Raw genomic sequence first — 22,034 nt, forward strand, 5'->3', positions numbered from 1 at the left:
TCACGGCATCCCCGAACCCTCTCATCATGATTGCATCATGGACCCTACCGCACCCGTTCGATGCGGTGCTTGCGTCCCTTGATGCGCCCTTCGCTCAGCCGCTGGAACGCGACCTTCACCACGCGCTTGGAGACGGCGACGAAGGCGTGATGGTCGTGGATCTCAATCTTGCCCACGTCCTCCGCCTTCAGCCCTCCCGCCTCGCCCGTGAGCGCGCCCAGGATGTCGCCCGGACGCATCTTGTCCTTGCGCCCGGCGGAGATGGACAGCGTCTCCCAACCGGAGATGAGCGACACGCCCGTCACGTTCTCCGGCACCAGCGCGTCCACGTCCCCCTTCTCCAGCTTCACGCCCGTGGTGGCTTCGATGTCCTCCACCTTGCGGCTGTCCGAGCGGGTGACCAGCGAGAGCGCCAGACCGCGCCGGCCCGCGCGCCCCGTGCGGCCAATGCGGTGCACGTAGGCCTCCGGCTGCTGCGGCATCTCGTAGTTCACCACCGCATCCAGCGCCTCCACGTCGATGCCCCGGCCCGCGACGTCCGTGGCCACCAGCACGCGCGTGCTGTGATTGCGGAACTTCGCCATCACCCGGTCCCGGTCGAACTGCTCCAGGTCCCCCTGCAACCCGTCCGCGCTCACCCCCGCCTGCACCAGCGCGCGCGTCAGCTCCACCACCACCGCCTTGAAGTTGCAGAACACGATGGCGGAGGCCGGCTGGTGCTGGCGCAACAGGCGCATCAGCAGGGCCTGCTTGTCCTCCGGCTGGCAGGCGTACGCCACCTGCTGGATGTCCGGCGCGGCCTCCTCCTGCGCCAGGGACACCCGCACCGGGTCCTTCTGGAACGCGCGGCTGAGCTTCTCGATGTCGTCCGGGAACGTCGCGGAGAAGAGCACCGTCTGCCGCTTCGAGGGCGTCGCCCCGAGCACCCGCTCCATGTCCTCGCGGAATCCCATGTCCAACATCCGGTCCGCTTCATCCAACACCACCGTGGCCAGATGCCGCGTGTCCAGCACCTCGCGGTCCAGCAGGTCCAGGATGCGCCCCGGCGTCCCAACGCCAATGTGCACGCCCTTCTCCAGCGCCTCCACCTGCGGCCGGATGGGCTGCCCGCCCGCGAGCGCCAGCACCTGCACCCCCGGCATCCGCCGCGCCAGCCGGCGGATCTCCCCCGCCACCTGCGCGCACAGCTCACGCGTCGGACAGAGCACCAGCGCCTGGAGCCGCCGGTCCTGCGTGAGCTTCACCTTCTGCAGGATGGGCAGCGCGAACGCCGCCGTCTTCCCGCTGCCCGTGCGCGCCTGCCCCACCAGGTCCTTGCCCTGCAACAACACCGGGATGCTCTGCGCCTGGATGGGGGTGGCGGTGCGGAACTCCAGCTCCTCCAACACCTGGAGCAGCGGGGGTGACAGCGCGAGCGCGGAGAAGTCCATCGGAGCCTCGGGGAACGGAGGCACGGGGCGCCTCGGGAGAACGCGCCCTTGTACCAGCCTTCCCGGGCCGGACAAGCCCGGCGCCCCCCTACTCGGCCCAGCCTGCCGCCTCGCTCGCCGCCGCCCGGGCCAGCTTCGCCGCGGCGCCCGGGTCCACGCGGGCCGTGACCAACACGCCAATCACCGCCCCCAGCAGCAGCTCCACCCGGCGGCCCACGGACTTGCGCGGCAACACCCCCGCCCGGGCCGCCCCCTCCAGCGCCCGCGTCAGGTGCCCCCGCAACAGGTCCCGGTAGTCCTCCACCGCCCGGTGGGCCTCCGCGTCATGCGGCGCCAGCTCCGTCGCCGTGTTCACCAGCAGGCAGCCCCGCCGCGTCAGGACCGGCGGCGCGGTGCTCATCGTCGTCGCGAGCGCCTCGAAGTACTCCGTCACCTGCGACAGGCCCGGCGCCTCCTTCGCGAACACCCCCAGCCGGGGAGAGATGACCTCCTGGAGGTACAGCGCGACGGCCCGCGCGAACAGCCCGCGCTTGCTCTCGAACGTCTGGTACAGGCTGGAGCGGTTCAGCCCCGTGGCGGCCTCCAGGTCCGAAAGCGACGTGGCCTCGTAGCCCCGCGACCAGAACACCCCCAACGCGGCCCGCACCGCCTCCGTCTCGTCGAACGCCCGTGTCCGCGCCACGTCACCCTCCTTGACAATTCTGAACCGGTCGTTTCAATATGGATTCGGAACTGACTGGTTCAGAATAATCCATCCCCGGAGGGGGAACAATCATGTCGCCACTGGCACAGGTCTTCGCGGTCATCGCCGCGCTCATCCACGTGTTGTTCTTCTTTCTGGAGAGCATCGCGTTCTCGCAGCCGAAGGTCTGGCGGCGCTTCGGGCTGAAGTCGCAGGCGGACGCGGACGTGGTGAAGCCGATGGCGTTCAACCAGGGCTTCTACAACCTGTTCCTGGCGCTGGGCGTGTTCGTCGGCGTGGGGCTGGTGCACACGGGCGCGGTGGCGTCGGGCGTGGCCGTCGTCGTGTTCGGCTGCGCGTGCATGCTGATGGCGGCGCTGGTGCTGGTGAGCAGCAACCGCCACTTCCTCCGGGCGAGCCTCGTCCAGGGGGCCCTGCCGCTGCTGGCCATCGCGCTCGTCGCCTTCTGACGGCGCTCAGGGCGCGACGGGCTCGAAGACGTCCGCGTCCGGCAGGGTGAGGACGGCGCGGCCCGCCTCTCCCAGCTTCTCTCGCGGCACGTCGCGGAAGCGCTGCACGAAGCTCGCGGACGGGCGCAGGGTGAGGGACTGGCCGGTGTCGCGGTTGCGGAAGGTGGTCGCGGTGTCCTCCGGCGCGGGCGCCGCCACCAGCGACAGGTTGAGCTTGCCCAGACTGGCACCGGTGGCCGCCGCGGCGCCGTCCGCGACGCAGGTGTACTGGACCTGCGCCGGGCTGTGGTGGATGACCTCCAGCTTGAAGCTGCCCCGGGGCAGGCCCAGCTGATGGAGCGCGAAGTCGCCCATGCGGTAGCCCGCCACCGCCCAGGGTCCCGCGCCACCGTGCACCAGGGCCACCCGCGTCAAGGCCTCGGGCTCGTCGGACGTGGCCTCGGAGGGACGTGCTCCGGCGCAGCCCAGGGTGAGTCCCAGCATGACGGCGAGCAGCAGGTGACGGCGCGTGGACATGGAGGCTCCGGGAAGGTGGTCCCGCGCGGCGTTCTAGCTGAAACCACCCGCCCTGCGCGTCAGCACATTCAGAGGGCGAAGCCCACCATCAGGGACGCGGAGCCCCTGGGCACCAGCGACACTCCGGATTCGCGCCGGGCCACCACGCCTCCCGCGGAGGCGCTCAGCAACGTCGACAGGCGGCGGCCCATGTCCAGCCGCACCCCCGCGGCCACGAGCGCCAGGGGCTCCAGGCCGAAGCGCGACTCATCGAATGGGAGCCGCGACTGGAAGACGGCCAGCGCCCCCGCCTCCAGGGTGCCGCTGAACGTCCAGGCGCCGTGCCGCCATCGCGGCCCCGCCCCCAGGCGCAGCTCCACCTCCGTCTGTTGGAAGGACACCCGCCGGCCCGCCCCCCGCCGCACCGCGAAGCCCAACACCGACGCGTCGAGCCCCGGGCCCAGGCGGCCGTCGCGCTCCAGGCGCAGGTCCAGGCCCACGACGGACGGCAGGCCCGCGACAATCCCAGACGTCACCGACGGCCCCACCGCGAGCAGCAGCGAGGACGCGGCGCCCCCCTTGCGCGCGAGCCGCAGCCGCGCGGCCTGCTCCAGGGGCGCTCCCCCCACGGAAGCGCTTCCGTTGACGGGGACCCGCACCGACCGCTCCAGGTAGCCCTCCTCCGCGCTCATCAACAGGCGGTAGGCGCCCGGCGCCACGGCCAGCGTCGTGGGGCCCTCGCCCTTGTTCACCTCCGCCACCAGCGCGCCGCTCTCCGAGGCCATGACCAGCCAGCGGCCCGGCGCCTTCACGTCGAGCGTCAGCCTTCCGCGCGCCTGCTGGGGCTCGGAGAGGACCAGCTCGCCGCGTCCCCGCAGGTCCATCCGGAACGTGGGGCGCTGGATGCCTCCTGGCGAGACGAGGGTGGACTCCAACGTCCGCGCGTAGGCGTAGCGGTAGGCCTCCTCCAGCGTGACCCGTCCGTCCCGCGAGTCATCCGCCGCGCCGCGCAGGCCCACCGCCAGGTAGTGCGTGAAGTACGAGCCCTGCAACACATCCGATTCCTGCGCGTACTCATCCGCGCCCGAGGCGCTGATGACGACCCGGCCCTCCAGGTCCGCCGCCTCCATGGTGACGGGGGCCTCCACCGGCTTCAGGCCCTTCATGCGCGTGGCGACACCGGAGCGGCACGAGTCCAGGATGAGCAGCCCCACGCCGACCGGTGCGCCCTTGAGGAAGTCCACCAGCTCCCGCATGGGCAGCTCGGTGCCGCGCAGGTGCAGGCTGCCATCGCCCGCGTGCGAGGAGACGTAGAGCAGCAGCCAGTCGCGCGAAGACGCCTCGGAGGACAGCCTCGCGCCGAAGCGGCTCAGGGCCTCGCGCAGCGCCGTGGCATCCGCGCCCAGCACCGTCACGGTGCGCTCCGGCGGCACGGTGCCCACCTCCTGAAGGACCTCACGCATCCGGCGGGCGTCGGCTTCCGCGAAGCGCAAGCGCTCCTCGCCGCGCAGTCCCTGGTTCTCTCCCACGATCAACGCCCAACGGCGCGGCGCCTCCTCCGCGCCAGCGCGCGCCGCGCCCATCACGGCCAGGAGGAGCGCGAGCCCCCGCGCGCCCAAGGCGAGAAGCCGCATCATCGCGCGGCCCCCCCTGACGCCAGGGCACTCCCCCTCCTCACGGCTCGACCCCCAGCCGCACTTCGGCGTGGGCCTTCCCGACATCATCGGGCGTCACCGCCTCCAACGGCCCCAGCCCCTTCGCCCGGGCCTCCTCGACGCGCGCCAGGAGCGCCGCGCGTGCGGGCTCCGCGGCCAGCGGCGCATCCGAGAAGAACGCATGCAGCGCCACCGACCCTGGCGTCACCTCCAGCGGCGGCGACAGCCGCACCTGCGCGCCCGGCGCCACCGCGCCGCTCGTGTGTCCCCCTCGAGGCCAGAGCACGTCCACCGCGCCGGCCTCGTCCACCGCGAGCACCAGCACGTTCCGGAACGTCCCCGTCCCCACCGCCAGCGTCACCCGCGCACCGGGCCGCGCGCTCGCCACCGGCAGGCCCTCCTCCGACACGAGCCGCAGCGCCACGTCCCCCTTCAACCTCACGCCGTCCTCCAGGCCCCTCGGCACGTAGACGACCAGCGCGAGCCCCATCGCCAGCACCGCCACCAGCGGCCCGCCCCAGCTCCAGCTCCAGCGCGACCGCGCCGACCGCGCCCGCTGCTCCTCCAGCCGGGCGAGCACCGCGTTCGCCCGGGGCGCTCGCAGGCTCGACTCGCGCTCCCGCCGCAGCCGCTCCGCCAGCTGTCCGCAGGCCGCGCACGACGCCACGTGGCCTTCCGCGCGCCCCGACGCATCCAGCCCCGCCAACCACTCATCCAGCTCCAGCCGCGAGAGATGCTCAGCCACGCTCCACCTCCAGCGACTCCGGCAGCCGCCCCAGCTCCGCGGCCTTCTTCCGGATGGAGTCCAGGTCCCGGACGATGGTCTTGCGCGACACGTCCAGCATCCCGGCGATCTCCTCCTGCGTCAGCCCGTCGAAGAAGTGCAGCGTGGCCACCTCCAGCTCGCGCTCGCCCATCCGTCCGACGAGGTGGCGGATGAAGTCCGCGGCCTCCCACTGCCCCGGGGTGGGCACCGTGGCCTCCTCCGCCGCCACGAGCCCCGGCTCGCGCAGCTGGCGCGAGCGCAGCGCGTTGAGACAGAGGTTGGTGGTGACGCGGTACACGTACGTCATGGGACGGGCCTCCCGTCGGAACCGCGCGCCTGCCGTCAACATGCGCTCGAAGACCTCCTGCACGATGTCCCACGCGTCGGCATCGCGTCCGAGCAGCGCGAGCGCGCGACGGTGCACCACGGGCGCGAAGCGCTCGTAGAGCTGCCTGAGCTCCTCCGCATCGAGCCCGCTCGCCATCCGCCTGGTCCGACCTTCCTGTTCGTCCTTGAGACACCCGGCCCCGGTGGCCTGGGACATCGCTCGCGCGATGGGGTGTGGGATACTAGCCGCGCACCGGGGGCATGTCCCAGGTCGCTCCCACCGGGTGTCCCAACCACACGTGAACCGACTGCTCACCGCCACCCTGCTCGCGCTCCTGGGCGCCGGCTGCTTCGATCCGCTGTACGAAGACCCGGACCCCCTGGGCGAGGTGACGTGGGCGGTCTGCTGCGTCTCCGGGCAGGTGGACACCTGTCCCTGCGACGCTCCTGATGGCTGCCCGGCCACCTTCCGGGCCTGCGCGGCCGGCACCTGCGCGGAGTCGCAGAGCCAGTCCTGCGGCCCAGGCAAGGACGGAGGCGCGTCCTCCACCGCGGACGGCGGCGCCGACATCGACGCGGGCACGGCTGACGCAGGCGGCGCCGACGCGGGCCCGGAAGCCGATGGCGGCATGCCCCTGGACGCCGGCGTCCAGGACGGCGGCACCGACATCGACGCGGGCACGCCTGACGGCGGCACTGACATCGACGCGGGCGCGCCTGACGGAGGCACCGTGGATGCGGGACCGAACACCTCCGGCTATGGGCCCTGCTGCGACCCGAACACCCACCGGGTCACCACCTGCGCCTGCCCGTCCTCCGGCTGCGCCAACGCGCCCTTCACCCCTTGCGCGTACGGACGCTGCGCGCTGGCGGGCGAGCGCTGCGAGTAGGCCCTCCGCGCGCGAGGCCCCTACTCCCCTGAGCGCGGGTCGGACGGGGGCTCGAACGCGGCGAGGATCTTCTTCGCGATGCGCTCGAAGTCCTCCACGTCCCGGTCATCGAGCACCGTCGCGAGCCGCGAGATGAGCCCCTCGCGCACCGCCTCCACCCGCTCCCGCGCGCGCTGCCCGGAGGCGGTCAGCTCCAGGGCGTACTGGCGGCGGTCCTCCTCGCTGCGCTTGCGGCGGATCCACCCGCGCTCGATCAGCGTCTCGAGCGCTCGGCCGGTCAGCGTCGGAGCGGTCTCCGTGGCCCTCGCCAGGTCCGCCTGTGAGATGCGGCTGTTGCGGCCGATGTGCCGCAGGAACTTCGCCTGCGCGCTCCCCACCTCGAAGGTCGAATACGCCTGCGCCGCGACCGACCGGAGGCGCCGCGACACGGCGGTGAGCTGCTCGAAGAAGTCGTGAGGGTCGCGCCGGTCCACGTCTCCAAGCGTAGTCGCCGGGTGGAGCGCGCGCAACGCACAGGGCGGTTCGCTTGACGAATCGTGCACGGGTGCATCATATTGATGCACGGGTATACGAATGCAGGGGACCTTCCGCTCGCTGAGAGGCTTCAACTACCGGACATGGGCGGCCGGGGCGATTGTGTCCAACGTGGGCACGTGGATGCAGCGCACCGCCCAGGACTGGATCGTCCTCACCCAGCTGACGCACAACAACGCGACCGCGGTGGGCGTGGTCATGGCGCTCCAGTTCGGGCCCCAGTTGCTCCTCCTGCCCCTGACGGGCTTCGCGGCGGACCACCTGGACCGGCGCAAGCTGCTGTTCGCCACGCAGGCGCTGCTGGGGGCGCTGGCCCTGGGACTGGGGCTGCTCACGCTCAGCGGACGCATCCTGCTGTGGCACGTCTACGTGTTCGCGTTCCTCCTGGGCTGCGTCACCGCGTTCGACGCCCCCGCGCGGCAGACGTTCGTGTCGGAGCTGGTGGGCGAAGAGGACCTGTCCAACGCGGTGGCGCTGAACTCCACCTCGTTCCATGCCGCGCGGATGATTGGACCGGCCATCGCGGGGGTGCTCATCTCCGCCGTGGGCTCCGGGTGGCTGTTCGTGCTCAACGCCGCCTCGTTCATCGCCGTGCTGTGTTCGCTGAGCCTGCTTCGCGTGGAGGAGCTGCACCGGAGCGACCGGGCACCGCGGACGCGAGGGGGCCTGGTGGACGGCTTCATCTACGTCTGGAGGCGGCCCGACCTGCGGGCCATCCTGATCATGTTCTTCTTGATCGGGACGTTCGGGCTCAACTTCCCCATCTTCATCTCCACCATGGCCGTCAGCGTCTTCCACGAAGGCGCGGGCCGGTACGGGCTGCTGACGTCGATCATGGCGATGGGCTCGGTGGCGGGGGCGCTCCTCTCCGCCCGGCGCGCGCATCCCCGCGCCAGCCTGCTCGTCTCGGGGGCCGCCATCTTCGGGGGCGGACTGGCGCTCGCCGCGGTCATGCCGGGCTACGGCCTCTTCGGCATCGCGCTCGTCCTCATCGGCGTCTCCGCGCAGACGTTCACCACCACGGCGAACAGCGTGGTGCAGCTCTCGACGGAGCCCGTGATGCGGGGACGCGTGCTCGCCATCCTGCTGGCCATCGCCCTGGGGGGGACGCCCATCGGGGCCCCCATCGTCGGCTGGGTGGCGGACGCGTTCGGCCCGCGCTGGGCGCTGGGCGTGGGTGCCGCCGCGGGCTTCGCCGCCGCGCTCATCGGAGTCCGTTTCCTCTCCACGAAAGAAAGGTGAAGCATGCCCGCCACGGCGCTGGATTCCAGGACCGCCCTCGTCGTCATCGATCTCCAACGGGGGCTGTCCCAGGTCCCCTGCGTGCACCCCTTCCAGGAGGTCGTCGCGAACACGGTGCGGCTGGCGGAGGCCTTCCGGCGCGTCGGGCTGCCCGTCGTGCTGGTGACGGTTTCCTTCTCACCGGACGGCGGAGACCGGCTCCGGTCGCGCACGCAGGTGCCCGCGCGTCCCATCCCCAACGCGCCGGAGTTCACGCAGCTGGTGCCAGAGCTGGGGCCGAAGCCGGGGGACCTGCTCATCACGAAGCACCAGTGGAGCGCGTTCTACGGCACGGAGCTCGACCTCCAGCTGCGGCGCCGGCAGGTGACGGGGATCGTGCTGGCGGGCGTGGCGACGAGCATCGGCGTCGACACGACGGCGCGGGCCGCGCACGAGCGCGCGTACAACCTCACCTTCGCGTCCGATGCCATGACGGACACGGACCTCGCCGCGCACGACTTCGCGATGTCGAAGATCTTCCCGCGCATCGGAGAGGTGGACACCACCGATGCGCTGCTCGCGCTGCTCGGCCGCGGGTGAGGGCCTACTTCTTCTCCAGGACGACGGCGTAGAACTCGATGCCCACGCCCTGCCGGTCCTCCTCGGTGATGGCGTCGTCGGGCAGGCCCAGGAACCGGCTCACCGGCACGACACCGCCAGGGCCGGGGGTCCACGGCCCGCAGAGCTCCAGGTATTCAGGCAGGGAGAGCAGCTCGAAGGACTCTCCCATCTTCTGGAACATCCCCACGAACTGCTCCCACTGGGGCGTCGTCTTCGCGGGGTCCTTGGTCTCGAAGGTGGTGAAGAGCTTCGAGCCCGGCGCGGCCCAGTCATACAGGTCGCGGAAGAACTGCCGGTTCTCCTCCGGCTTGAGGAACACGGTGATGCCGTTGGCGCCCAGGGCCACCTTGCGCTGGCCGCCCAGGAACTCGCGCACGTCGGCGCGCTCCAGGAACGCCTTCGCCTGACGGATGTCGCACTCCAGGTAGCGCACGCGCGGCTCATCCCCCAGGAGCACGCGCGCCTGCGCCATCGTCAGCGGATTGATGTCCGAGTACAGCACCTTCACGTCCGGAGGCAGCACCCCGTGCACGTGGTCGTTGGTGGGCAGGCCGGACGCGAAGTCCACCCAGCGCGTGAAGCCCTCCGCCGACAGCCGCTTCGCCGCGGCCTGAAGGCAGGCGCGCAGCATCCGCACCCACTTCCGCGTCGAAGGCAGCAGCGAGAACATGTACTCCGCCGCCTGCCGGTCCGACTCGAAGTGGTGGATGCCTCCCAGCGTGTAGTCGTAGATGCGCGCCGCGTCGGGGACTTGGGGATTCACGCCCGGCACGCGGGCCAGCTCGTTCACATCCATGGTCATCGCTCCATCGGTCCGGGCCCCCCACCCGCGTCCTGCCTCCGACGGGTGAGCCAGCTGCGCGCGCATTGTGCCGCTCCGCGCTCGCGGTTGCACCCGTCCCTACGGCGCGAGGCCCGCGACGTGGCGCAGCAACTCCAGGGGGCCCAGCGCCGCGACGGCGTCGAACTGCTCGGGCGTGCGCACCAGGAGGGAGCCCGCGAAGCCCAGCGCGTTGACGTTGACCCCCAGGTGCTCCGCGCGGCTCCGGGGCACGAGCAGCATCCAGTCCCGCGTGGCCAGCAGGTTGTACGGCGCGCGCGACGCCTCGCCCAGGCCCAGCGCGTCGCGCAGGAGCCGGTACGCCGCCAGCATCCGGGCCCCCTGCCCCGGCGCCTCCCAGGGGCCCAGGCCCGCCAGCAGGTGGGGGAACGGCAGCGCGCTCGCGGCCACCACGCGCCCGGGCGCGGGCAGCGTGGCGGGAAGCAGCGCCTCCACCGGGGCGCGGAGGCGGTCCGGCCCCAGCGGGGGAACCAGCTGCAGGTGCTTGTGCCGCTGGCTCGCGCCCGCCGTCTCCCCGGCGTTGTAGAAGGCCAGCCCGTCCAGGCCCTCCAGACACGTCGCGAGCGCGTCGAAGTCCCCGGCCGTCAGCAGCGCGTCCTGGGACTCGAAGGCCCGCGTCACCAGCAGCAGGTGGTGCTCCACGACGTTGAACTTGTTGAGCAGACAGACGTGCGCGGGAGGCACGTCGCCCAGCACGAGGTCCGGCTCCGGGTGCGCGAACGGGTTGAACGGCGCCCCACCCGAGGGCGCGGGCGGCTTGCGCTCCTTGAGCGCCACCCGGCCCAGCACCCGCACCTGGAACGTCGCGCCCGCGTCCGCCACCGTGCGCGCCTCGGTGGTGATGGGCTGCAACGCCCCGGTCTCCAGCGCGTGCCGGGTGACCGCCAGGGTGCGCGGCCACAGGGCTTCGGGCGTCAGCGGCGGCGTGGCGTTCAAGGGCGGAGCTCCCGGTCGGTGCCTGGAAGGCGTGCCCCCGAGTCTGTGCCGTCCCGCGCCGCCAGCGTCAACCCGCCTGCCGGAGGGGAAGCGCCGGGGTGTCGACCTCAGCGCGGAGGACGGAAGACGTATTGGTACACCGGGGACTCGCTGTCGGGCGGGTACTGGGCGTCCATGAAGGCGACCTGCGCGTGGTGGGTGATGAGCACGTCCTGGAGGCTGTCGTAGAGCACCACGACCTTCGTCGCCTTCCCCGTGGCGTCCAGGTCCACGCGCACCTTCAAGTTGCCCTTGAGCTCCGGCTTCTCCATCAGGTGGTCCAGGTACAGCGCCACGAGCCCCAGCGACACGCGGTCGTAGATCTGCTCCAGCGTGCCCTTCGCGGGCGACGCGGGCAGCCGCAGCCGCTTGGAGAGCTGCGCGAACTCCTCCGCGGCCTCCGGCACCGGGCGCTCCGGGGCCGCGAGCGCCGCGCGATACGCCATCACGGCCTCGAAGAAGCGCTCCTGCTTGAGCAGCAGCCGCGCCCGCCGCGCCTGGATGTCCGCGCGCTCCGGAGCCAGCGCCACCGCCTGATCCAGGCGCGCCTCGGTCCCGGCCGCGTCCGGCTTCGCCTCCGCCAGCGTCGCCAACCGCAGCAGCGGCTCCGGATCCTTCGGCGTCACGGCCGCCAGCCGCACCAGGGCCTTCTCCTCCTCCTCCGGGCGGTTCAGGTCCACGTTGAGCCGCACCCAGGTGGCGAGCACCGCCGGGTCCGCGCCCCCGAGCACCGAGTACCGCTCCAGCATCTTCACCGCCTGCGCCTTGTCCCCCGCGCCAAGCCACGCCTCCGCCTGCCGCCGGTGCGCCTCGCGGTCGTGAGGCTGGAGCGCGACCAGCAACGCGCCCGCCTCCGCGCCCGCCTTCGCGTCCCCCGCCTCGCGGGCCAGCCGCGACAGCACCTGGAGCGCCTCCGGCTGCTCCGGCCAGTCCTTCACCGACCGCACCAGCAGCGCGCGCGCCTCCGCCGCCCCACCCGGCCGGCCCGCCAGGAGCAAGGCCAGGTCGGTGCGGAAGCGCGGGACGTCCAGCTTCGCCAGCGCCTCGCGCAGCCGCGCCTCCGCTTCCACGGGCTTGCCCTCCGCCTGGAGCCGCAGGCCGTCCACCCAGAGCGCGGGCGCGAAGCCGGGCACCGCCTTGCGCGCCACCTCCAGCGGAGCGGCCGCGTCCTTCAACATGCCCCAGCGCACGTACACGAGCCCCATGCCCACGTGCGGCCAGGGGTTCTCCGGATACACCACCGCGAGCGCCTTGAACTCGCTGAAGCTCGCGTCCGAAGGCAGCGCGAGGAAGGCCCGGTACACCCGGGGCATCGGATCCCGGGGCGCCTTCGCCTCCTGGGCGTCCAGCTCCGTGCGCAGCGTGCTGGGACTCCCCTGGACGCGGGCCGTGTCCATCCGCTGGAGCATCGCCATCCCGTCCGCGGCCGGCGCGGGCACCGGCCTCGCGCCCAGGGCCGGAAGCGCGCACAGCGCGGAGAACAGCAGGCACGTCAGGACACGGGACGTCATGAGGGGGAACCAGGGACGGGGCACGCTACCAGATGCCCCCTCGCGGATTCACTCCGACGAAGGCGCCGGCCCCCGCGCTCCAGAGGGCTCGCTCCGGTGCCCGGGGCGCGACCCGACGCGGATGGATTCACTTGTTTTTCATGTATTGCTTGGAGGACTCCACCACGGGTGACGGAGGCGGGAAGGGGCGCGCCACCGTCGCGGAGGAGGGGCCGGCTTTCTCACTCTGGACGACACGCACCCGGTAGGGCTTGACCGGAACCGGAAGGGCTGGGCGGAATGGTCTTCATGGCCGCCGCCGAAAAGCTCGTGTTCCCGACAATCGTCGAGGGACTCTTCGTCCGGGGACTGTCCGGAAAGGTCTCCTTCGCCCTCAAGGAGCAGCTGCGCAAGGAGGGGCTGGACCTGGACCGGCCGCTGCAACCGGCGTACTCGCTGGACACCTGGACGCGCTGCGTGGCGCTGACGGCGAAGTCGCTCCACCCGGAGCAGCCGGAGCCGGTGGCGTGGCGGATGCTGGGCGAGCGGATGATCGACGGCTACCGCGACACGATGGTGGGCCGGGCGCTGCTGGGCGTGCTGCGGCTCATCGGGCCCAAGCGGATGTTGCACCGCTCGCAGCACAGCTTCCGCACCGGCAACAACTACACCGAGGTGCGCATCACCGAGCGCGGCGAGCGCGAAGCGGACCTGTGGCTCAACGAGCCCGGCCTGCTGCGCTACTTCAAGCAGGGCGTGATGCTGGCCACGGTGCGCGCCGCCAGCGGCCCCGCCACGCAGGTGGACGTCGTGCAGTTCGATGACGACAGCGTCACCTATCGCGTGTCCTGGGGCGCTTCAGGCTCCTGACGACACGGGCCGCCCGCCGCGGATCCGCGACCCGCGGCCCTCTTGCCCGCACGGGGCCGCATCTGCCAGCGTGAAGCCGCCGGGCGCGGAGCTGGGGCCGTGCCAGGCCGCGAGAGGGGGATGCATCCAATGCCGTCGAGCGAGCGCGCCAACCTGCCGCGCTGGAACGGTCAGCGGGGATTTTTCGAGATCTGGTTCCTGGTGGTGCTCGACCCCGGCGGAGACCGCGCCTGGTGGTTGCGCTACACGCTGTTCACCCCGGCCCCGGGCACCGCGGGCGAGCCTCGCGCCACGGTCTGGGCGGCGGCGTTCGACTGCGCTTCGAAGGACCGGCCCGCGGTCGCGCTCAAGTCCATCCACCCGGCCTCCGCCTTCACGGCGCTCCCGTCCGGCGGAGTGCGCATCGCGGACTCGGAGCTGTCGCCCGGCCGCTGCCAGGGACAGGTGGCCTCCGGTGGCCACGCCATCGCGTGGGACCTGCGCTTCACCTCCGAGGGCAGCCTCCCGGTGCGCCGCGAGCCGCGCGGCGCCGCGCTCCTGCCGCTGCCCACGCGCGTCGCCCACGTGCACGATGACCTCTCTTTCGACGGCACGGTGACGGTGGACGGCGAGCGCATCGCCGTGAGGGGCGCTCCCGGCCTGCAGAAGCACCTGTGGGGCCACCGGCGGTTGGAGGAGCTCACGTGGCTGTACTGCCCGCGCTTCCGTGAGGACCCAGCGGCGCGACTGGAGACGATGGCGGTGCGCGCGAAGCGCAAGCGGGGCCACCCGAGGCTGTCCCCCGTCTTCCTGCGCACGCGCGACACGCAGCACACGTTCCACGAAATGCCCAACCTGTTCTTCACGCGGATGACGTCGCCCGCCTCCGGCGAGCTCTCCTTCCGCGCCACGTCCGCGACGGTGGCCGTGGAGGGCCGCGCGTGGTGCGACCCGCGCACGCTGGTGGGCTACCTGTACCGCGATCCCCAGGGCTGGGACGTGCGGGTGGCCCAGAGCGACGTGGCCCGGTGCGAGCTGCAGCTCTTCCGCCGTCCCCATCCCTTCGCCGCGTGGCGTTTCACGCAGCGGCTCACCTCCACCGTGGGCGCGCTGGAGTTCCACGGGCCGGAGCCGATGCCGGGCGTGCGCTACATCCCCTGGGACGGCACCTCGCTTTCGCCCGGGGAGCCGCCCGAGGCAGCGATTGGGGCCATGGCCGGAGCCGCTGGCGAAGCGGCGCGCGGAGCGGGCTGAGCCGGGAGGGGCCGGGCCGCTCCCCTGTCCTGGACGTGCGGGAGGGAGGACCCCGCGGGCCCGGGGCCGCGGGGCCGTCCGGACAGGAGGGGAAGGGGCGGCCCCTGTCTGTGGAGCAGGACGTCCATGGCCACCCTCTGGGGTGACGGCTTGCCACCTCCCCGACCTCCATGCACCGGCTGCTGAGACACCTCCAGTCGCTCTTTCGTGTGGAGCCGGGAAGACCGGCGCTGTGGGCGGGCCTGCGGGCCTCCATCTCCACCGCGCTACCCCTGTGCCTGGCCTTCCTCTCCACCGTGCCCGAAGCCAGCTGGGCGGGCCTCACCGGCCTGCTCGTCACGCTCGCGGACAAGGGCGGCTCGTATCACGCGCGGGCGCGCGTCATGGGCGTGGTGACGGTGCTGGGGTCGCTGGTCGGCATGCTCGCCGCTCCCGCGGGACGGACGTACTGGGTGGACGCGAGCCTGCTGCTGCTGGGCGTCACGGCGGCCAACTTCGCCCGCAGCTACGGCGAGACCGCGGGCTCCGTGGGAGGCCAGCTCGCGGTCATCTTCGTCGTGTCGCTGGGGGCGCCCACCTCCTCCCTGCGCGAAACGCTGCTGCGCGGCGGGGCCCTGCTGATGGGCGGCCTCTGGGCGATGGCGCTGTCGCTGGTCCTCTGGCCGCTCAGGCCCTACCGCCCCGCGCGCCGGGCCGTGGCGCGCGTCTACGCGGGGCTCGCCAGCGCGGCGGAGGAGCTGCACACGGGGACCCTGGACGGGGCCACGGCCTCGCAGTGGGCGGATGGGCTCCAACGCCACGCGAGGATCCGCCCGGAGATTGAACGGGCGCGCGGCGTGCTCGCGGCCACGCGGCGCGGGCGGCCGGACGAATCCCGGCGCGGCGAACACCTCCTGGTCCTGGTGGAGCTGGCGGAGCCGATGGTGGCCCTGCTCAGCTCGCTGGCGGAGGCGATGCAGGTGGTGGGGCGCGACCCGCACATGAACGCGACGCGGGAGCGCGTGGCGCGGCTGTGCGAGGCCTTCGCGGCCATGGACCTGTGGGTGGCGCGAGCGCTGCGGCAGGAGCGCAACGAAGGCATGAGCGCCCCACCCCGGCTGGTGCTGAGGCCCAAGCATCGGCAACCGGCGAGGATGGCCGCGCCGCCCGTGCGTCAGAGCGCGGAAGGGCCGCTGTCCATGCACGTCGCCGCGCTGCTGGCGCGGCTGCGCGAGTACGCGGGCGTGGCGCACGAAACGGCCTCCGGCCTGCTCTTCGGAGACCCCGTGTCCCAGCGCGGCAAGGGAACGGTGAAGGGCCTCCCGAAGGCGCCTGGCTTCTCCGCGTGGCGGCCCCTGCGCGACAACCTCCACCCGGACTCGCTGGTGCTCCGGCACGCGCTGCGCACGGGGATGGTGGCCACGGCGGCGCTGGGGCTGACGCGCGCGCTGCAGGTGGGCGACGCGCACTGGGTGAGCCTCACGGTCATCTCCATCCTCCAGCCCCACGCGGGGAGCACGGAGGAGCGCGTGCTCCAGCGCACGATGGGGACGCTGGTGGGCGCGAGCCTGGCGGCGCTCATCGCGACCACGGTGCACACGCCGCCCTTGATGGTCGCGGTCATCAGCGTGCTGACCGCCATCTCCGTGGCGCTCCTCCCCCTGAACTTCGGTGCGTTCCAGGTGCTGCTCACGCCGGACTACCTGCTGATGGCCACGCTCAGCTCCGGGGACTGGACGGTCGCGTCGCAGCGCTCGCTGGGCGTGCTCATCGCGGGGACGCTCGCGCTGCTGGGCACGTGGACGCTGTGGCCCAGCCCGGAGCGCCGCCGCTTCCCGGACGCGGCGGCCTCCGCCCTGCGCGCGGACGGGAAGTACCTGCAACAGCTGGCCACGCACCGCAGCGGCACGGAGCCCGCGGTGAACGAGGAGCGCCGGAGACTGGATCAGGCGCTCCTGGAGGCGGAGTCGTCCTTCCAGCGGCTGATGACGGAGTACCGCGGCCCGCCCCAGCACCTGGAGCCTGGCATGGCCCTGCTCACCTACACGCGCAGGTTCGCGCTGGCCGTCACCGCGCTGGGCACGGGGCGGTTCGAGGACCGGACGGCCTCCGTGCTGCCGCAGCAGCTGGCGCAGCGGGCCAGCGACAGCCTGGAGCTGCTCGCCCGCGCGCTGCAGGAACGGCGGGAGCCTCCGCCCCTGCCGTCACTGGCCCTGCCGCGCACCAGCGGGGATCCGGTGCTGAGCGCGCTGCTGGAGCGCGTGCCCCGGCAGTTGGGCATCCTGCACGGCGCGGTGGCGCGGATCAGCGAGGATCCGGCGTTGCGCTGACGGCCGGGAGCGCGGCGCACGCGGTCTGATATTCCTGGAGCTTGAGCTGGAAGCGCGCGTGCTCCGGCTCGGGCCATGCCTTCGGCAGCAGGGCCACGGCCTGCTGTTGCTCCGCCAGCGCTTCGGTGCACTGCCTCAGCCCGAAGTACGCGGCGGCGGCGGTCTCCAGCACGTAGGGGTTGAGCGGCTCATGTCGCGCGGAGCGGCGGATCACCGGCCGAAGCGCCATCAAGGCCGCCGCGTACTGCCCGGCCTGGACGCGCCGCCACGCCATCTCGGTGGCCGTCCACCGGTTCTGGGGGGCCATGGCGTAGGCGCGCTCCAGGGCCTGCGGGTAGGCCGGATCGTCCGGCCGTTGCACGGCGAGCTGCATGGCGAGGTTGCTCCACGCGGCGCTGCTCTCGGGGAAGCGGGCGGCGCGCTGCTGGGCCCAGCCCACCTTCTGCTCCAGCGAGAGCTCGCTCTTGCTGGAGCCTCCGCGGTGGAGGTTGAAGGTGATGCCAAACGGGGTGCTCATCGGATGCCCCGCGAGGGTCCAGGGCCGGTAACGGCACGCGTTCAGTTGCGCGATGAGGTTGGGTGCGAATGGCAGGGGTCCATCCTCGATGGCCTGGCAGTCCCGCATCCGCCCGTCCGCGTCCAGACGGCATTGGACGATGACCACCGCGAAATCGCGATTGGCGGACAGGCTGGGCCCCAGGGGATGGCTCACGTCCCCTTCGAGCCGCGAGGGCTGGAGGCTCTGCTCCTTCAGGAACCGGCAAGCGGCCTCATGGTCCGCGTCACACGCGGCCTGGAGCTCGCTCAAGGCCTGACGAACCTGGGGTTCGGTGGGCTGTCCCTTCAGGACCTGGGTGGCCTCCTCGAAGACCCCGGGAGCCTGTCCCGGCTCCAGCTCCAGCGTGGGAGCGTCCAGCGGAGGCCGTGTGGAGACGGCGGCGGCGAAGTTCGGGGTCCGGGCGATCCGCTCCTCGACGGAGTTCGGATCCTCCAGGAAGTACTCCATGGCCAGCGACAGGTGCCCGTGGCTCGCGGTCGGAGGAGGCAAGGCCGGGCGAAGCTCGCGGTGGGCACAGCCGGTCGCGACACACCCCAGGAGAAGGAAGACGAGACGCAAGTGCATGGCTGCGCACTCTATGCGCGCGGGCCCATCCGGCACGACCTGTCCGCATGAAACACACGTCGGCGCGGACCCGACCTCTCACGGCGTTGCCACCCAAGGTGGAACAAAGAATGCTACGGGGATGCCGAAGCCTCCCAAGCCCTCGCCCTCCTTCTCCGTCGTCGACCGAGGCCGGCCACGCTTCGGAGGGCCCAGTCTGGACCAGGACTCCACCTGGAACCCGTTCAGCGTCCTGAAGGTCGACGTCGAGGGGCCAGAGTCCTTTCCCGTCCGCGCCCCGGCCCCGCGCAAGACGCCGCTCCACTTCGTCTGGTACGGGACGGGCAAGCCGAACGACTCGAACACCCGAAGTCCGAAGGACATCGCGGCCCGCTTCTCCGCGTCGGCCACGGTGTACTTCTGGGTCCTGCCGCAGATGGCCCCCGAGTTCGAGAAGGCCCTGGGCAAGCGCGTGAAGGTGCACGGCCTGGACGAGGTCCTGGGCGCTCCGGTCGTGCGCAAGGAGCTGGGGGCGCTCCAGTTGGACAAGCTGGACCAGCTCCTGAAGTTCTACCTGGGCAACCGAGGCCACGCGCCCGCCAAGGACATCCTGACCTTCCTGACGCTGGGCGTGAACGGCGGCTACTTCTTCGACGCGAACTGCGTCATCGAGGAGCCCAAGCAGTTGGAGAAGATGCTCGCGAAGCCCCCCAAGGTCCCCACGTTCCTCAAGCTGGAGGACACGCTCACCTTCAACGCGAAGCCTCCGGGCTTCATGAAGGATGACCTGGCGCTCCAGATGGGGATGCAGGAGGACGACACGGACGAGATGTCGGAGTTCAACGGCACCGACATGTGGGCGATGTACGCGCCGGCACGGCACCCCATGATGTGGACCATCGCGCGCCACTACATCTCCCGGGCGGAGGCGTTTGGTTTCTGCGGGGGCCCCGTCCAATCCGGGAGCCTGCGCTCCCAGATGCGCAACTCGTTCGTGGATGGAATCCCCCAGCAGAAACGCACCCTCGCGGGCGCGCTGGGCATCCAGAGCATCTATTCGGGCATGGCGGAGCACAAGCGGCGCCACGCGCACTACCGGCCGCAGGACGAGAACTGGGCGGTGGACGCCGTGAAGGACGGACAGATCGAGGGCGGGGGTCCCGTCCTGTCTCCGGCCTCGCTCCACGCCAACTACTGGGTGAAGGCCCTGGGCCTCACCAAGGGCCACGGGGACAGCTGGACCAAGTAGGGAGGCCCTCGCGCCAGGAGCGCCCCTTTCAGGGCGAGGCCGGTGCCGCCACGGACGTCGTGGCCGCGACCAGGTTTCCCGCGCCGTCCTTCGCCAGCCCATACAGCTTGATGGCGCCCGTCACGGCCGGCAGCCGCACGCGCCACGTGCCCGGCGTGGCGCCCTTGCGCGCCTCCAGCGCCGTCACGCGGTCGCGCTCCTCGCGGGTGGGCGCCCCCCGGGCGTTGTAGGCGAATGACACCTCCAGCGGCGTGGCGGCCGTGACATCGAAGGCCACGTTCGCCCAGGTGGCCACGCCCTCCTTCTCCAGGCCCTGGACCTCCAGCCGCACCGGCACCGGCAGCGCGGGCGCGGGCTTCGTGCCCGTATAGGCCTCGCGCACCGCGTGCCACGCCGGCCGCATGGCGGTGCCCGACAGCATGCCCAACCACAGCCCGGTGTGGTCGAACGCCGAGCTGTAGTTGAAGACAAACAATCCCAGACACCGGCCCGCCTGGACCTGGGGCGCCAGCGCGTTGCGCCAGCCGTCCACGATGACGTCGTACTTCTCCGCGTCTCCCGGCTCCTGGGGCACGCCGCGAGCGTCCTTCGGGACCTCCCATTCGCCCTGGGCGCCGAACTCGGTGATGAACCACGGCTTGCGCCCGCCGGCCTGCCTCACCGCCTCCGGCAGCGCGTGGATGCCCCGGCCATAGACATTCAGCCCATACGCATCCAGCGAGGGGACATACTTCTCCCAGAACGGCACGCCCAGCGTCCACGCATCCACGGACAGCACCGGGTGTCCGGGGTCCGTCTTCTTCACCGCCCGGACCACCTTCTCCAGGAAGCGCGCGTAGGCGACCTTGGATGGCTCATCCGGAGAGTTGAGGATGACCTCGTTGCCCAGGCCCCAGGCCAGCACCGCCGGGTGGTCCTTGAAGCGGCGCACCTGGGCGAGCGTGGCCTGGAGCTGCGCCTCTCGGCCCTTCGCGTCGCGCGCATAGTCGAAGGCGTCATCGTTCTCCATGCCGGCGCGGCCCGGCCGCAGCCACAGGCCCACCAGGACCCGCAGGCCGTGCTTGTGCGCGGCGTCCAGCAGCGCGACTGTCTCCTCACCGGTGCCCCAGGTGCGCAGCGTGTTCACGCCCTGGGCGCGCAGGCGTTCACAATCCGCGTCGAAGTTCGAGGGACCGCCCGTGCCGCTGAAGGTCACGCCTTTCGCCACGTAGGGCTGGCCGTCCACCTCCAGCTTCCACCCCTCCCCTGCCTTCACGATGGAGGTGCGGGCCTCCACGCCCCCCATGGGGAGCAGCAGCGCGGTCACCAGCAGGACACCAAATGCGGCAGGAGGGGCAGTGGCCATGGGATGTGAAAGCCTGGACGAGGAGGAGGTGGGGCTCGAGCGGCATCAAGGATAGACAAACTGTCCGCTTACTCTCTGCTCAGGAGCAGATCCACATCCGTGCGCGTCGATGTCACACAGAAGGCATCGCCAGTTCGGTGCGTCAGACGAGACACAAACCTCCCCGGCACAGGGAGAGGGGCCTCATGGCCGCATCCGCTCCGTTGGCCATCCATGAGCTCCGGCACGCGGTCTCTTTCATCTTCGCGGGGTACGCTCACGGAACACGCCCATGCCCTCCGCCCCCATCCAGTCCGCGGGAAGTCCTCCAGCCCCCTCCCGCACGTCGCTGCGTGCACTGGACTGCCTCAATTTCTTCCTCGCCGACGTGCAGACCGGCATCGGTCCCTTCTTCGCCATCTACCTGGCGGCCCACCGATGGAACGAGCAACACGTCGGGCTCGCGCTCACGGTGGGAGGCATCGCAGGTATCGTGACGCAACTGCCGGCGGGCGAACTCGCCGACCGCGTCCACTCCAAGCGCTCCCTCATCGCCGCGGGCGTCGCGACCCTGGGCGTGGGCGCCTGGCTCATCGTGAGCTTCCCGACGTTCTGGCCGGAGATCCTCGCCCAGGCCCTTGTGGGAGGTGTCTCCAGCATCTTCATCCCTACCACCTGCGCCATTTCCCTGGGGTTGGTGGGGCCTGCCCTCTTCGACCGCCGACAGGGCAGGAATCAGACCTTCAACTCCGCCGGCAATGTGACCACCGCGATGGTGGCGGGGCTGCTGGGCCACTTCGTCTCGAACTCGTCGGTCTTCTACTTCGTGATGGCCCTCACCGTGCCTACCCTCCTCAGCCTGCGCTTCATCCGTCCCGAGGAGATCGACTTCGAGCGAGCCCGGGGCGCGAAGCCGGACGGCGGTCCCGAGCACACCGCCAGCCTCCGGCAGTTGCTCCAGGACCCCAGGCTGCGAACCTTCCTGACGTGCGCGGTGATGTTCCACTTCGCCAACGCCGCGATGCTACCCCTGCTGGGCGAGCTGCTGGCGAAGGGCCGTGGCCGCGACTCCATGCTGTTCATGTCCGCTTGCGTGGTGACGACCCAGTTCGTCATCTCCTTGCTGGCCTCGTGGGCCGGGCACCGCGCGGGGACATGGGGACGCAAGCCGCTGATGCTGCTCGCGTTCGGCGTGCTGCCTCTCCGTGGTGTGCTCTACACCCTCACGCACGACCCCTCCCTGTTGGTGGCCATCCAGGTGCTGGATGGCGTGGGCGCGGGCATCTTCGGGGTGGTGTCCGTGCTCGTCATCGCGGACCTGACACGCGGCACGGGCCGGTTCAACGTCACACTCGGCGCCATCACCATGGCGGTGGGCATTGGCGCCTCGCTCAGCCAGGTCATCGCCGGCACGCTCGTTCACCATCTGGGCTACTCCGCGGGCTTCCTGTTCCTGGCGACGGTCGCGGCGGTCGCCTTCGCGCTCTTCGCTCGGGCCATGCCCGAGACACTCGAACGCCCGTCCACGTAAGCCTGGAGGCAGGAGCGCG

General features: G+C 71.7%; 21 protein-coding genes. 9 read left to right on the forward strand and 12 right to left on the reverse strand.

The genetic code is table 11. The features are described 5' to 3' along the window. Positions 1-44: 44 nt before the first annotated feature. Entirely contained in the window at positions 45-1,430 is a 1,386-nt protein-coding gene (gene dbpA, locus FOF48_RS06925; RefSeq protein ID WP_143899784.1) for an ATP-dependent RNA helicase DbpA, read from the reverse strand. A gap of 88 nt (positions 1,431-1,518) precedes the next feature. After that, positions 1,519-2,112: a TetR/AcrR family transcriptional regulator gene (locus FOF48_RS06930; protein ID WP_143899376.1), complete on the reverse strand. Its 594-nt coding sequence runs from the start codon at positions 2,110-2,112 to the stop codon at positions 1,519-1,521. Positions 2,113-2,204: 92 nt separating this feature from the next. On the opposite strand from FOF48_RS06930, the gene FOF48_RS06935 reads away from it, so the two are divergent. After that, positions 2,205-2,582, forward strand: coding sequence for a DUF1304 domain-containing protein (locus FOF48_RS06935; RefSeq protein WP_143899377.1), 378 nt, complete (start codon positions 2,205-2,207; stop codon positions 2,580-2,582). A gap of 6 nt (positions 2,583-2,588) precedes the next feature. Here FOF48_RS06935 and FOF48_RS06940 read toward each other — a convergent pair whose 3' ends face one another. The 4 genes from FOF48_RS06940 to FOF48_RS06955 all read right to left on the reverse strand — a co-directional run bounded on the left by FOF48_RS06940 (position 2,589) and on the right by FOF48_RS06955 (position 5,982). Next, positions 2,589-3,098 carry an FmdE family protein gene (locus FOF48_RS06940; RefSeq protein WP_143899378.1) on the reverse strand — a complete coding sequence of 170 codons (510 nt, stop codon included), beginning with the start codon at positions 3,096-3,098 and terminating at the stop codon, positions 2,589-2,591. Between the two features lie 68 nt (positions 3,099-3,166). Further along, on the reverse strand, positions 3,167-4,714 hold the full coding sequence (locus FOF48_RS06945; protein ID WP_161664278.1) for a caspase family protein: 1,548 nt from the start codon (positions 4,712-4,714) through the stop codon (positions 3,167-3,169). Between the two features lie 37 nt (positions 4,715-4,751). Beyond that, the gene (locus tag FOF48_RS06950; protein WP_143899380.1) at positions 4,752-5,477 is read right to left on the reverse strand and encodes a hypothetical protein; all 726 of its coding nucleotides are present in this window, start codon (positions 5,475-5,477) and stop codon (positions 4,752-4,754) included. Continuing rightward, positions 5,470-5,982 (reverse strand): RNA polymerase sigma factor, encoded by a 513-nt coding sequence (locus FOF48_RS06955; protein WP_143899381.1) that lies wholly within the window; start codon positions 5,980-5,982, stop codon positions 5,470-5,472. The genes FOF48_RS06950 and FOF48_RS06955 overlap by 8 nt, the downstream gene beginning before the upstream one ends. 142 nt (positions 5,983-6,124) lie before the next feature. Between FOF48_RS06955 and FOF48_RS06960 the strand changes: the two genes are divergently transcribed. Then, positions 6,125-6,715: a hypothetical protein gene (locus FOF48_RS06960; RefSeq protein ID WP_143899382.1), complete on the forward strand. Its 591-nt coding sequence runs from the start codon at positions 6,125-6,127 to the stop codon at positions 6,713-6,715. 20 nt (positions 6,716-6,735) lie between these two features. Here the strand turns inward: FOF48_RS06960 and FOF48_RS06965 are convergent, their stop codons facing one another. Continuing rightward, complete coding sequence (locus tag FOF48_RS06965) at positions 6,736-7,188, reverse strand: MarR family winged helix-turn-helix transcriptional regulator (RefSeq protein WP_161664280.1); 453 nt, start codon at positions 7,186-7,188, stop codon at positions 6,736-6,738. A 100-nt stretch (positions 7,189-7,288) separates the two neighbouring features. On the opposite strand from FOF48_RS06965, the gene FOF48_RS06970 reads away from it, so the two are divergent. Together FOF48_RS06970 and FOF48_RS06975 are read left to right on the forward strand one after the other, a co-directional pair. Next, positions 7,289-8,491 carry an MFS transporter gene (locus FOF48_RS06970; RefSeq protein ID WP_143899384.1) on the forward strand — a complete coding sequence of 401 codons (1,203 nt, stop codon included), beginning with the start codon at positions 7,289-7,291 and terminating at the stop codon, positions 8,489-8,491. 3 nt (positions 8,492-8,494) lie between these two features. Further along, positions 8,495-9,070, forward strand: a complete 576-nt coding sequence (locus FOF48_RS06975) for an isochorismatase family protein (RefSeq protein WP_143899385.1) — start codon at positions 8,495-8,497, stop codon at positions 9,068-9,070. Between the two features lie 4 nt (positions 9,071-9,074). On the opposite strand, the gene FOF48_RS06980 is transcribed toward FOF48_RS06975, so the two are convergent. The 3 genes from FOF48_RS06980 to FOF48_RS06990 form a co-directional block, all read right to left on the reverse strand. Continuing rightward, positions 9,075-9,887, reverse strand: a complete 813-nt coding sequence (locus FOF48_RS06980) for an SAM-dependent methyltransferase (RefSeq protein ID WP_143899386.1) — start codon at positions 9,885-9,887, stop codon at positions 9,075-9,077. Positions 9,888-9,992: 105 nt separating this feature from the next. Next, positions 9,993-10,868, reverse strand: coding sequence for an ATP adenylyltransferase (locus tag FOF48_RS06985; RefSeq protein WP_143899387.1), 876 nt, complete (start codon positions 10,866-10,868; stop codon positions 9,993-9,995). 107 nt (positions 10,869-10,975) lie between these two features. Further along, positions 10,976-12,418 (reverse strand): hypothetical protein, encoded by a 1,443-nt coding sequence (locus FOF48_RS06990; RefSeq protein ID WP_143899388.1) that lies wholly within the window; start codon positions 12,416-12,418, stop codon positions 10,976-10,978. A gap of 288 nt (positions 12,419-12,706) precedes the next feature. Between FOF48_RS06990 and FOF48_RS06995 the strand changes: the two genes are divergently transcribed. The 3 genes from FOF48_RS06995 to FOF48_RS07005 all read left to right on the forward strand — a co-directional run bounded on the left by FOF48_RS06995 (position 12,707) and on the right by FOF48_RS07005 (position 16,809). Further along, positions 12,707-13,267: a DUF2378 family protein gene (locus FOF48_RS06995; protein WP_143899389.1), complete on the forward strand. Its 561-nt coding sequence runs from the start codon at positions 12,707-12,709 to the stop codon at positions 13,265-13,267. A gap of 129 nt (positions 13,268-13,396) precedes the next feature. Next, positions 13,397-14,500, forward strand: a complete 1,104-nt coding sequence (locus FOF48_RS07000; protein WP_143899390.1) for a hypothetical protein — start codon at positions 13,397-13,399, stop codon at positions 14,498-14,500. 170 nt (positions 14,501-14,670) lie between these two features. Further along, positions 14,671-16,809 carry an FUSC family protein gene (locus tag FOF48_RS07005; RefSeq protein ID WP_143899391.1) on the forward strand — a complete coding sequence of 713 codons (2,139 nt, stop codon included), beginning with the start codon at positions 14,671-14,673 and terminating at the stop codon, positions 16,807-16,809. Here the strand turns inward: FOF48_RS07005 and FOF48_RS07010 are convergent. Continuing rightward, entirely contained in the window at positions 16,784-17,932 is a 1,149-nt protein-coding gene (locus FOF48_RS07010) for a hypothetical protein (RefSeq protein ID WP_143899392.1), read from the reverse strand. The genes FOF48_RS07005 and FOF48_RS07010 overlap by 26 nt on opposite strands. A 121-nt stretch (positions 17,933-18,053) precedes the next feature. Between FOF48_RS07010 and FOF48_RS07015 the strand changes: the two genes are divergently transcribed. Continuing rightward, positions 18,054-19,160, forward strand: coding sequence for a hypothetical protein (locus FOF48_RS07015; RefSeq protein ID WP_143899393.1), 1,107 nt, complete (start codon positions 18,054-18,056; stop codon positions 19,158-19,160). Positions 19,161-19,188: 28 nt separating this feature from the next. Here the strand turns inward: FOF48_RS07015 and FOF48_RS07020 are convergent, their stop codons facing one another. After that, the gene (locus tag FOF48_RS07020) at positions 19,189-20,505 is read right to left on the reverse strand and encodes a glycoside hydrolase family 2 TIM barrel-domain containing protein (RefSeq protein ID WP_143899394.1); all 1,317 of its coding nucleotides are present in this window, start codon (positions 20,503-20,505) and stop codon (positions 19,189-19,191) included. A 271-nt stretch (positions 20,506-20,776) separates the two neighbouring features. Here FOF48_RS07020 and FOF48_RS07025 point away from each other — a divergent pair, with 271 nt between their 5' ends. Beyond that, positions 20,777-22,015, forward strand: a complete 1,239-nt coding sequence (locus tag FOF48_RS07025) for an MFS transporter (RefSeq protein ID WP_143899395.1) — start codon at positions 20,777-20,779, stop codon at positions 22,013-22,015. The last annotated feature ends 19 nt before the right edge of the window (positions 22,016-22,034 follow it).

This window comes from Corallococcus sp. Z5C101001, from assembly GCF_007352635.1.
GTDB classification, from domain to species: domain Bacteria; phylum Myxococcota; class Myxococcia; order Myxococcales; family Myxococcaceae; genus Corallococcus; species Corallococcus silvisoli.